This window comes from Micromonospora sp. H61 (genome assembly GCF_018070325.1).
In the GTDB taxonomy this organism is placed as follows: domain Bacteria; phylum Actinomycetota; class Actinomycetes; order Mycobacteriales; family Micromonosporaceae; genus Micromonospora; species Micromonospora salmantinae.
On the sequence record NZ_JAGPXY010000077.1, the window covers coordinates 19492 to 30455 of the forward strand.

The 10964-nt window shown below is 69.7% G+C and carries 9 protein-coding genes and 2 pseudogenes; 1 reads left to right on the plus strand and 10 read right to left on the minus strand.

Going from position 1 to position 10964, the window contains the following annotated elements:
* Window positions 1-69 precede the first annotated feature (69 nt).
* The 7 genes from KBX08_RS27640 to argC are packed head-to-tail and all read right to left on the minus strand — an operon-like array spanning window position 70 to window position 7112.
* Complete coding sequence (locus tag KBX08_RS27640; RefSeq protein ID WP_210786253.1) at window positions 70-1281, minus strand: argininosuccinate synthase; 1212 nt, start codon at window positions 1279-1281, stop codon at window positions 70-72.
* Window positions 1278-1793: an arginine repressor gene (locus tag KBX08_RS27645; protein WP_210786254.1), complete on the minus strand. Its 516-nt coding sequence runs from the start codon at window positions 1791-1793 to the stop codon at window positions 1278-1280. Before KBX08_RS27645 ends, KBX08_RS27640 begins: the two co-directional genes overlap by 4 nt.
* A complete protein-coding gene (gene argF / locus KBX08_RS27650) occupies window positions 1790-2758 on the minus strand; it encodes an ornithine carbamoyltransferase (RefSeq protein ID WP_210786255.1) in 969 nt (322 codons plus the stop codon). The genes KBX08_RS27645 and argF overlap by 4 nt, the downstream gene beginning before the upstream one ends.
* Complete coding sequence (locus tag KBX08_RS27655) at window positions 2755-3984, minus strand: acetylornithine transaminase (protein WP_210786256.1); 1230 nt, start codon at window positions 3982-3984, stop codon at window positions 2755-2757. Before KBX08_RS27655 ends, argF begins: the two co-directional genes overlap by 4 nt.
* Window positions 3981-4886 carry an acetylglutamate kinase gene (gene argB, locus KBX08_RS27660; RefSeq protein ID WP_091402003.1) on the minus strand — a complete coding sequence of 302 codons (906 nt, stop codon included), beginning with the start codon at window positions 4884-4886 and terminating at the stop codon, window positions 3981-3983. The genes KBX08_RS27655 and argB overlap by 4 nt, the downstream gene beginning before the upstream one ends.
* 55 nt (window positions 4887-4941) lie before the next feature.
* Window positions 4942-6114 carry a bifunctional glutamate N-acetyltransferase/amino-acid acetyltransferase ArgJ gene (gene argJ, locus KBX08_RS27665; RefSeq protein WP_210786257.1) on the minus strand — a complete coding sequence of 391 codons (1173 nt, stop codon included), beginning with the start codon at window positions 6112-6114 and terminating at the stop codon, window positions 4942-4944.
* Entirely contained in the window at window positions 6111-7112 is a 1002-nt protein-coding gene (gene argC / locus KBX08_RS27670) for an N-acetyl-gamma-glutamyl-phosphate reductase (protein WP_210786258.1), read from the minus strand. Before argC ends, argJ begins: the two co-directional genes overlap by 4 nt.
* A gap of 187 nt (window positions 7113-7299) precedes the next feature.
* Here argC and KBX08_RS27675 point away from each other — a divergent pair.
* A pseudogene (locus KBX08_RS27675) lies at window positions 7300-7530 on the plus strand (ISAzo13 family transposase); the annotation flags it as partial.
* A 105-nt stretch (window positions 7531-7635) separates the two neighbouring features.
* Here KBX08_RS27675 and sigJ read toward each other — a convergent pair.
* The 3 genes and pseudogenes from sigJ to KBX08_RS27690 form a co-directional block, all read right to left on the minus strand.
* A complete protein-coding gene (gene sigJ / locus KBX08_RS27680) occupies window positions 7636-8604 on the minus strand; it encodes an RNA polymerase sigma factor SigJ (protein WP_210786259.1) in 969 nt (322 codons plus the stop codon).
* Window positions 8605-8686: 82 nt separating this feature from the next.
* Window positions 8687-9421 (minus strand): SDR family oxidoreductase, encoded by a 735-nt coding sequence (locus tag KBX08_RS27685; protein ID WP_210786260.1) that lies wholly within the window; start codon window positions 9419-9421, stop codon window positions 8687-8689.
* Window positions 9422-10192: 771 nt separating this feature from the next.
* Window positions 10193-10964 (minus strand): annotated as a pseudogene (locus KBX08_RS27690) (phenylalanine--tRNA ligase subunit beta); the annotation flags it as partial.

The window sequence follows — 10964 nt, forward strand, 5'->3', positions numbered from 1 at the left end:
TTGGTTGCCTCTCGCTCGCGACTGCGGGGCCCGCTCGCCGCGCTTGCTCAGTCTTCGCGCTCACCCATGTCACTGTCCGCCACCGCCCAAACGGGCGTCCCGAGCGGCGGCCATCCGGCTCGGCAGCCCCCACAGCTGCACGAAGCCCTTGGCCAGGGACTGGTCGAAGGTGTCGCCGGTGTCGTAGGTGGCCATCCCGAAGTCGTAGAGGCTCGCCTCGGAGCGCCGGCCGGTCACAGTGGCCCGGCCGCCGTGCAGGATCATCCGTACCTCGCCGCTCACGTGCCGCTGCGCGTCGTCGATGAACGCGTCCAGCGACGCCTTCAGCGGCGAGAACCACAGACCGTCGTAGACGAGTTCGCCCCAACGCTGGTCGACGCCCTTCTTGAACCGGGCCAGGTCCCGCTCGACGGTCACCGCCTCCAACTCCTGGTGGGCGGTGATCAGCGCGATCGCGCCGGGCGCCTCGTACACCTCTCGGCTCTTGATGCCGACCAGGCGGTCCTCGACCATGTCGAGCCGGCCCACGCCCTGGGCGCCGGCGCGCCGGTTGAGCTCCAGGATCGCCTGGTACGGGGTGACCGTCTCACCGTCGATCGCCACCGGCACGCCGCCGTCGAAGGTGATCACGACCTCGTCGGGGTCGCGCTCCTGGGTCGGGTCCGAGGTGTACGAGTAGAGGCCCTCGACGGGGGCGTTCCAGATGTCCTCCAGGAAGCCGGTCTCCACCGCGCGACCCCACAGGTTCTGGTCGATCGAGTACGGCGACTTGGCCGACACGTCGATCGGCAGCCCCTTCTCCTCGGCGAAGGCGATCGCCTTGTCCCGGGTCCAGGCGAAGTCCCGGGCCGGCGCGATGATCTTCAGGTCGGGGGCGAGCGCGTTCAGGCCCACCTCGAACCGGACCTGGTCGTTGCCCTTGCCGGTGCAGCCGTGCGACACGATCGTGCCGCCGTGCTTGCGTGCCGCCGCCACCAGGTGCTTGACGATCAGCGGCCGGGACAGCGCCGACACCAGGGGGTAGCGGTCCATGTAGAGCGCGTTGGCCCGGATCGCCGGCAGGCAGTAGTCGGCGGCGAACTCGTCGCGCGCGTCCACCACCTCGGACTCGGCGGCACCGCAGTCCAGGGCACGCTGCCGGATGGCGTCGAGATCCTCACCGCCCTGCCCGACGTCGACCGCTACCGCGATCACCTCGGCGCCGGTCTGCTCGGACAGGTACGGAATGGCGACGGAGGTGTCCAACCCGCCGGAGTACGCGAGCACGACCCGCTCGGTCATGACGTGGTGTTCCCTTCAGCGGTGTCTTCCCGGCGGGCCCAGCCGGCGAGCTTGTCTCCGAGCGCGGCCCCGCCGACGGCCTCACGGGCCACGACGAGGATGGTGTCGTCGCCGGCGATGGTGCCGACGATCTCGGGCAGGCCCGCCCTGTCCAACGCGCTGGCCAGGTACTGGGCTGCGCCCGGCGGTGTCCGCAGCACGGCGATGTTGCCGCTGGAGTCGACCCCGTTGAGCAGTTCGCGCAGCAGCCGCACCAGCCTGGCCGGCGCGGCCTCGGCGTCGCGCAACGGTCGCTGCCCGTCCTCGGGGATCAGGTAGACGGCCGGGCCGTCGCCGCCGCGCACCTTGACCGCGCCCAACTCCTCCAGGTCCCGCGAGAGAGTGGCCTGGGTGACGCCGACGCCGTCGGCGGCGAGCATGTCGGCCAACTCGGTCTGCGACCGGATCGACCGGTCGCGGATCAGTTCCACGATCCGCGCGTGCCGGGCCGCGCGAGTCAGCGGCGCGGTCATCGCTGCCCCCCGGTGACGGCATCGCCGGTCCCGGCGCCTCCCGTCGCGGTTCCCAACAGGAACGTCAGCAGCGCCTTCTGCACGTGCAGCCGGTTCTCCGCCTGGTCGAAGACCGCGCTCTGCGAGCCGTCGAGCACCTCGTCGGTAATCTCCTCACCACGATGTGCGGGCAGGCAGTGCAGCACTATCGCGTCCGGCGCGGCCTGACCGAGCAACTCCTTGTTGACCTGGTACGGCAGGAACGGGGTGATCCGGTCCAACCCGTCGGACTCCTGCCCCATCGACGTCCAGGTGTCGGTGGCCAGCACGTCGGCGTCGCGTACCGCCTGGGCCGGGTCGGTCAGCACCCGCACCGACCCGCCGGTCGCCGCGGCGATCTGGGCGGCCCGTTCCACAACGGCCGCGTCCGGCGCGAACCCGGCCGGGCCGGCGATCCGCACGTGCATCCCGGCGGTCGCCCCGGCCAGCAGGTACGACTGCGCCATGTTGTTCGCGCCGTCCCCCACGTACGCCAGGGTGCGCCCGGCCGTGCCACCGCACCGCTCCCGGATGGTGAGCAGGTCGGCCAGCAGCTGGCACGGGTGGAAACCGTCGGTGAGCGCGTTGACCACCGGCACTGTCGCGCCCGCCGCCACCTCGGCGATCCGCTCGTCGCCGTGGGTCCGCAGGACGATCGCCGCGACGTAGCGGGACAGCACCCGCCCCGCGTCGGCGAGCGACTCACCGCGACCGAAGTGGGTGACCTGCGTGTCCACCACCAGGGGGTGCCCGCCCAGTTCGGCGATCCCGGCGTCGAACGAGATCCTGGTCCGCAGGCTCTGCTTGTCGAAGAGCACCGCCACCGAGCGGGGGCCCACCAGCGGCCGGTGGCCGAACCGGTCCGCCTTCATCCGCGCCGCCAGGTCGAGGACCGCGGACTGTTCGGCCGGCGAGAGGTCGTCGTCGCGCAGGAAGTGCCGGGTCATCGAGTCGTCCCCGTCGTGGTGGTCAGTGTGGCTGGTGCGGTCTGCGCGCCGGCGGCGGCCGGGGCGGTCGCGTCCAGTGCGGCGGGCAGCGCCGCGAGGAAGGTGTCGGCCTGGGCTGCGGTGAGGATCAGCGGTGGGGCCAACCGGATCACACCCGGCTGCACCGGGTTGACCAGGAAACCGGCTTCCCGCAGCGCCTCGGCCAGCACCGAGGCGACCGGCGCGGTGAGCGCCACGCCGAGCAGCAGACCGGCGCCGCGTACCTCGCCGATCAGCGGGTGGCCCAGCGCCTCGATGCCGTGACGCAGCCGCTCACCGACCCGCTTGACGTTGTCGAGCAGGCCCTCGTTGGCGATGGTCGCCACCACGGCGAGCGCCGCCGCGCAACTGACCGGGTTGCCGCCGAACGTGGTGCCGTGCGAGCCGGGGGTGAGCAGGTCCGCGGCGGGGCCGAAAGCCAGGGTCGCGCCGATGGGCAGCCCGCCACCCAGCCCCTTGGCCAGGGTGACCACGTCCGGCTCCACACCCTCGGCCTGGTGCGCGAACCAGTGCCCGGTACGCCCGACTCCGGTCTGCACCTCGTCGAGGACCAGCAGCGCGCCGTGCCGGGCGGTGATCCGCCGGGCCGCGGCGAGGTAGCCGGCCGGCGGGACCAGCACACCGTTCTCACCCTGAACGGGTTCCAGGATCACCATCGCGGTGGCCTCCGAGACGGCCGCTTCGAGGGCGGCGACGTCGCCGTAGTCGACGTGGGTCACCTCGCCGGGCAGCGGCCGGAACGGGTCGGCCTTGGCCGGTTGGCCGGTCAGCGCGAGGGCGCCCATGGTGCGGCCGTGGAAGCCGCCCCTGGTGGCCACCACCTGGGTGCGGCCGGTGCGCCGGGACAGCTTGAACGCCGCCTCGTTCGCCTCCGCGCCCGAGTTGGCGAAGAACACCCGGCCCGGTCGGCCGGCGAGCGCCAACAAAAGCTCGGCGAGGGCGACCGGCGGCTCGGCCACATAGAGGTTGGAGACGTGCCCAAGGGTCGCGACCTGCTTCGACACCGCCGCCACCACCGCCGGGTGGGCGTGACCGAGGGCGTTGACAGCGATGCCACCCACCAGGTCCAGGTACTCCCGGCCGGCGTCGTCGACCACGACGGCACCGTGACCGGAGACCAACGCCATCGGCGGCGTGCCGTAGTTGTCCATCATGGACTGCTTCCACCGCTGCGCCAACGTGCTCATGTCGCGTCCGTCCCGTCTCCCGGCACCACCATCGTTCCGAACCCTTCCGAGGTGAACACCTCAAGCAACGTGGAGTGCGCCACCCGGCCGTCGACGACGTGCGCGGCGGGCACTCCCCCACGCACCGCCCGCAGGCACGCCTCCATCTTCGGCACCATCCCGGACTCCAGGCTGGGCAGCAGCTTGGCCAGGTCGTCCGCGGCGATCTCGGAGACCAGGCTGGTGGTGTCCGGCCAGTCCGCGTACAGGCCGGCCACGTCGGTGAGCACGACCAGCTTGCGGGCCCGCAACGCGATGGCCAGCGCCGCGGCGGCAGTGTCCGCGTTGAGGTTGTGCAGCACACCCTCCACGTCCGGCGCCACCGTGGAGATCACCGGAATCCGACCGGCCTCGATCAGGTCGGTCACCGCGGACACGTCGACCGACTCGACGTCCCCGACCTGGCCCACGTCGACCGGCACCCCGTCCACGTACGCCGGACGCCGCACCGCCGTGAACAGCCGGGCGTCCTCGCCAGAGAGGCCGACCGCGTACGGACCGTGCGAGTTGATCAGACCGACCAGCTCCCGGCCCACCTGGCCGACCAGCACCATCCGGACCACGTCCATCGCCTCGGCGGTGGTCACCCGCAGACCACCCCGGAACTCGCTGGCGATGCCGAGGCGACCCAGCATGGCGGAGATCTGCGGACCGCCGCCGTGCACCACCACGGGCTTCAGGCCGGCATAGCGCAGGAAGACCATGTCGGCCGCGAACGCCCGCTGCAACTCCGGGTCCGTCATCGCGTTGCCGCCGTACTTGACCACGACCGTCGAGCCGGTGAAGCGTGCCAACCAGGGCAGCGCCTCGATCAACGTCTCCGCCTTGACCTGGGCGCGAGCCAAATCGCTGCTGAGACTCACCGCGCCGGCCTTTCGTTCGCGACTGCGGGACTCCGCTGCGCTGCGTTCCTCGCGCTCACGTTGAGTACGCCGAGTTCTCGTGCACGTACGCGTGGGACAGGTCGTTGGTCCAGATCGTGGCGGCCGACGTACCAGCGTGCAGGTCGATCCGGATGGTCACGTCCCGCCCGGTCAGGTCGACCTTCGAACGGTCCTCGGCGGCGGCGCCGCCCCGGCACACCCACACCCCGTTGACCGCCACGTCCACCTCGTCCGGCTCGAACGCGGCGGCGGTGGTGCCGACGGCGGCGAGGATCCGGCCCCAGTTGGGGTCGTTGCCGAACAGCGCCGTCTTGACCAGGTTGTTGCGGGCCACCGAACGGCCCACCTCGACCGCCTCGTCCTCGTCCGCCGCGCCGACCACGTCGATGGCGATCTGCTTCGTGGCGCCCTCGGCGTCGGCCACCAACTGCTGGGCCAGGTCGTGACAGGCCGCGGTGACGGCGGCGGCCAGCTCGGCCGGCGTCGGCTCGATGCCGCTCGCACCGCTGGCCAGCAGCAGCACCGTGTCGTTGGTGGACATGCAGCCGTCGGAGTCGACCCGGTCGAAGGTGACCCGGGTCGCCGCCCGCAACGCCTCGTCCAGCGTCGCCGGCCCGGCCACCGCGTCGGTGGTCAGCACACAGAGCATGGTGGCCATCCCGGGCGCGAGCATTCCGGCGCCCTTGGCCATGCCGCCGACCGTCCAGCCGCTCCCCCGGGCCACAGTGGTCTTCGGCCGGGTGTCCGTGGTCATGATCGCTTCGGCGGCGGCCGGGCCGCCGTCGCGGGACAGCCCACGGATCGCCGAGCGGACGCCCGGCAGAAGCTTCGGCATCGGCAGCCGCTCACCGATCAGACCGGTCGAGCAGACCGCGACCTCACCGGCGCCGAGGATCAGCCGGGGGCTGACCGAGGTCAACGCGGCGGCGGTGTGCTCGGCGGTGGCGTGGGTGTCCTGGAAGCCGGCCGGACCGGTGCAGGCGTTGGCGCCACCGGAGTTGAGCACCACGGCGCGGACCACACCGCCCTGCACGACCTGCTGGGTCCAGAGCACCGGCGCGGCCTTGACCCGGTTGGTGGTGAAGACACCGGCCACACCGGCGTCCGGGCCGTCGTTGACCACCAGGGCGACGTCCGCGCCGCCGCTGGTCTTGAGGCCGGCGGCCACACCGGCCGCCCGGAACCCCCGAGGGGTGGTGACACTCATGGGGCGGTCCCCCAGATCGAGAGGCCCGTCGTCTCCGGCAGGCCGAGCATCAGGTTGGCGTTCTGGACGGCCTGACCGGCCGCGCCCTTGCCCAGGTTGTCCAACGCGCTGAGCACGATCAGACGACCCGAGTCGACGTCAACGGTGGCCTGGAGGTGACACGAGTTGGAGCCCAGGGTCGCGGCGGTGTGCGGCCAACGGCCCTCCGGCAGCACGTGCACGAACGGCGCGTCCGCGTACGCCCGCGCCAGCACCTCCTGCGGATCCACGCCGCGCGCCGGCACCGCGGTGACGGTGGCCAGGATGCCGCGCGGCATCGGCGCCAGGACCGGCGTGAGCGACAGTCCGGTCGCGCCCGTGGCCTGCTTGATCTCCGGGACGTGCTGGTGGGTGCCCACCCGGTACGGCGACAGGTCGCCCATCACCTCGCTGGCCAACAGGTGCGGCTTGGTCGCCCGGCCGGCGCCGGAGGTGCCGGAGGCGGCGACCACCACCACGTCGGCGGGGTTGGCCGCGCCGTCGGCGATCAGCGGCGCGAGCGCCAGGGTGATCGCGGCGGCGTAGCAGCCGGTGTTCGCCACCCGGGTGGCGCCGGCGATCAGCTCCCGCTGGCCGGGCAACTCGGGCAGGCCGTAGGTCCAGTGCCCGGCGTGCGTGCCGCCGTAGTACTGCGCCCAGGCGTACGGGTCGCCCAGCCGGTGGTCGGCACCCAGGTCGACGATGCGCACCTCGGCCGGAAGCTGGGCCGCGAGAGCCGCCGACTGGCCGTGCGGCAGGGCCAGGAAGACCAGGTCCGCATCGGCCAGGATCGTCGGATCGGTCTCGCCGAGCACCAGGTCGAGCCCGGTGAGCTGCGGGTGCACCACGTCGACGCGGTGCCCGGCCTGGCTGTGTGCGGTGGCGGCGACCAGGTCGAACTCCGGGTGCCCGGCGATCAGGCGCAGCAGCTCGCCTCCGGCGTACCCGCTCGCTCCGGCGACCGCGACTCGGATCCCCATACTCACCTCCGCATGACTATGCAGCGAAGATTAACAAGGACGACACAGGACTGCAAGTTCATACACTGCTCTGCATGATGATGTAGTCCCAATCCCGATGAGCCAGAGCCTTTCATGCTTCTGGCTCATCGGGCTGCGGAGAGCCGGTCTCAGTCATCCGGTACCGGGACGCCGGCCAGCCGGTCACAGCGTGAACACCCAGAAGAAGGAGCTCGTCGGCGACTTCGAGAACAGCGGCCGCCAGTGGCGTCCCGCCGGCGAGCCTGCCCCGGTCAGCGTCCACGATTTCGCCGACCCGCAGTCGGGCAAAGCCGTCCCTACGGGATCTACGATCTGACCGCGAACACCGGCTGGGTCAATGTCGGCACCGATCACGACACCGCCGCGTTCGCAGTGGGAATCGATCCGCCGCCGGTGGCCGCCCTGGCCGCGGAACCCCTCGCCGTGCTGTTCGGCACCAGCCGCGGGCACAGACCGGCGAGGACAACAAGATCAAAACAACGTGTTAATGATCTGCAATCCCTTAGTCGAGTGACCAATTCGTCAGTTTCAGCGGATTAAGCATCAGCCACACGTTCGTCACACATTCAGCACTGACGTCGAAGGTGGCCACCCCATATCGATGATCTTCATTTCTAAGCATGTATCCGAGACCGTCAGCCGTGTCTCGTCGCTCAAAACGGAGAGCGGGTTGCTTACGCATCACTCCCATGAGCCACCGCGCTACATGATCCGAACCACGGATAACCCGAGGTGCGGCATTGACGAATCCGCCGCCATCTACTCGCAGTTCGACGTCCGGGGCCAACACGCGCAACAGGTCTTCAATATTCCCTCCAACCGTTGCGTCGCGAAATGCCCGAACAACTTCATCATGCTGTTGAGGAGAAACTTGTGCTCGCCTTCCTCCTCGAACGTGCCGACGTGCGGACGTCGCCAATTGCCTTACGGCTCCTGGTGAACGGCCCACAACACTGGCAATCTCGCCAAACGGCACACCGAATACATCATGCAGTACGAACGTCACTCGCTCCGCTGGGGTCATAGACTCGAGGACCGTCAACAAAGCCATACTGACCGTCTCATCGAGGGAAACGTGATCGAGCGGGTCGGCGGCGATATGACTGGAGCTCGTTGGCTCCTTCGCTGCGTCCGCAAAGAGGTCAGATGGGACTGGCTCCGGTAGCCATTGTCCGACGTACGTCTCCCGTCGTGCCCGCGCGGAGCCCAGCATGTCGAGTGAGATACGGCTCGCAACTCGCATCAACCACGCAGCGGGCGTGGCAATCGCTTCACGTTCCTCGGCCTCAAGGCGGTACCATCTGACATACGTCTCTTGCACAACATCTTCAGCATCGGCCAGGGTGCCCATCATACGAAAGGCCAGCGACATCAAACGGCGTCGCTCGGCCGCGACGGAATCGAGAATCCGCGATTCATCACGCTCGGCTCCTCCGAACCCTACGGATTCGGCAGGAAAATCTTCCGACATTGGGCACCCTTTCCGATCTGAGCGCGGCATGCCTCAACTATCATCTGACGCCCGAGCGTTCCATCGTCCTCTTATTTTGGTTTCAGGCGAGGGGGATTCCTGAAATGGGGTACCTCACAGTCCCTACCCGGTGAGCGCCACGTGGAACCATCGCATCGGGTGCCCCTTCCGCCTCCACGGTCACAACCTCGCGGTCGTCTCCGCGATCAGCCAGCGTGGCACGGAAGAGGTCATCGTGGTAGAAGCGGTCGGGTCCAGCGATCTCGACCTCGCTTCCCGGCTCCAATGTCGTGGCAGCCTCGGCGAGCAGCTCGATGACCTCGTCCAGTTCGACGGGCTGGATGAACGACCTGGGAGCGAAAACCTTTCCGTCCACAGTGTGCTGGTCGATGAGGACGGGAAGGTAGCTCTGGAATTGAGTGGCTCGAATGATGGTTGCGGGGATCGAACCGAATCTTGCGGCCTTCTCCTGCGCTACCTTGCCGAGGTAGTACCCAATCTCAGACGCGTCTCCTTGTCCGACGCCGACGATGGAGAGCAGGACGTGATGACGCACACCTGCCCGCTTGCCCTCCGCATTCAGATTGTTGATCGCTCCCTCGAAGAACGAAATCGCCCCCTCCGCATCAAAACGGGGGGTGTTCAGGACGTTCACGATGGTGTCGACTCCGACGAGGGCCTCGGCGAGCCCCTCGCCAGAGATCACGTCGATCCCGTCATCAAGTCCTCCCGAGACCACCTCGACGCCCCTGGCCTCCAGCTTGTCAGCAAGGGGGGAGCCGACACGGCCGCGCCCACCAGCGATGAAAACCTTCATTTTTCACTCCCGTTCCGGGCCACCGGTCGCCGCCCTCACCAATATGACGACGCAGGCCAGGAAGATGTCAGGTTCCGAGGCAGATCTTTCTCAGGGCCCCTCAGCCGCTGCGACCGGTGGGGGTAACCGGGGGGCGGACCTCACCGGTGAATGCGGGCCGTGGGGAGGGCTACGGCGCGCGCGTTGCATGGTAAGGCGTATGCCAACACGAAGCGAAGGTGCGCGGAGCCCGGTCTCGGCGTGGTCGACATCACCTGACTCCCGTTCGCGCCTCTCACGACGGGGGAACGATGCTTACCCCCCTCGTCGTCGAGATCACCTTCGGCCTCGGTGACCTCCCGCATGTACGCCACCTCGGCGTCATCCTGGCCTGGGCCCGCAATGCCCCCAGGATCGCATCCGGCTGCGAACCGCGCTCGGAGTTGCGAGACTTCTCTTAAGCTCCCCGGTCACGGCACCAACTGCCGGTGCCCTGAACATTGAGAACGGGCTTCCGTGCGGCGTCACTTGTCCATGGTCACCCGAACACATTCCAGCCAGTCCGTCCACGCGGCCGACTTTGACATCACCTCAAATGCTTCACGTTCATCCATTGAATAGCTACCCACGAGAGCCTCCGTAACGGGTGCCGTATTCAATCCACCGCTTTTAAAGGCCCTGGCCTGGTGAGAAATCACCAGGCCAGGGCCTTTAATCGCAGGTGCCCCGCCAGCGACTCGGACCCCGGACCCGCGGATCAAGAGATCGCGGGGCGGGGCGGGCCGACCCTCGTCAGGCGCCGCGCAGGGTGGCGCCGAGGCGTTCCGCCGCGACGGCGACCGCCGCGTCCCGTGCCGCGACCGCCTCCTCGACGGTGAGCGTCCGGTCCGGTGCCCGGAAGGTGAGCTTGTACGCCAGCGAGCGGCGGCCGGCGCCGAGCTGCGCGCCGGAATACACGTCGAAGAGCCGCACGTCCTCCAGCAGCTCACCGGCGCCCGCCTCCAGCGCCCGGCGCACCTGCTCCGCCGGCACCGAGTCGTCCACCACCAGAGCCACGTCGATCAGCGCCGGCGGGAAGCCGGAGACCGTCGGCGCCGGCGTCACCGGGGTCGGCGGCAGCGTGTCGAGGTTCAGCTCCATCGCGCTGGTGCGGCGGGGCAGCTCCAACGCCGCGACCACCACCGGGTGCAACTCGCCAGCGTGTCCGACGACCGAGTCGTCGACCCGCAGCTCGGCGCAGCGACCCGGGTGCCACGGGGCGTACTCGGCGGCGCGCACCTCGACCCGCTCGTCGGGGATCCCGGCGGCGGCCAGCACGTCACGGGCCGCCTCGATCGCGTCCGCCCAGCCGGCCGGTCGACCCGCACCCCACCAGCCGGCCGGGTCCAGGTCGCCGGAGAGCACCACCGCGACGTGCACCGGCTGCGCCGGCACCACAGCGTCGGCGGCCGCGAACTCGGCGTCGGTGGGGCGTCGGTCCACGCCCAGCGCCGGCGGGCTGCGGGCGCCGACGCGCGGGGGGCAGAGCGCGCCGAGCTCGACGAGGGCGAGGGCGCGGTGAGCC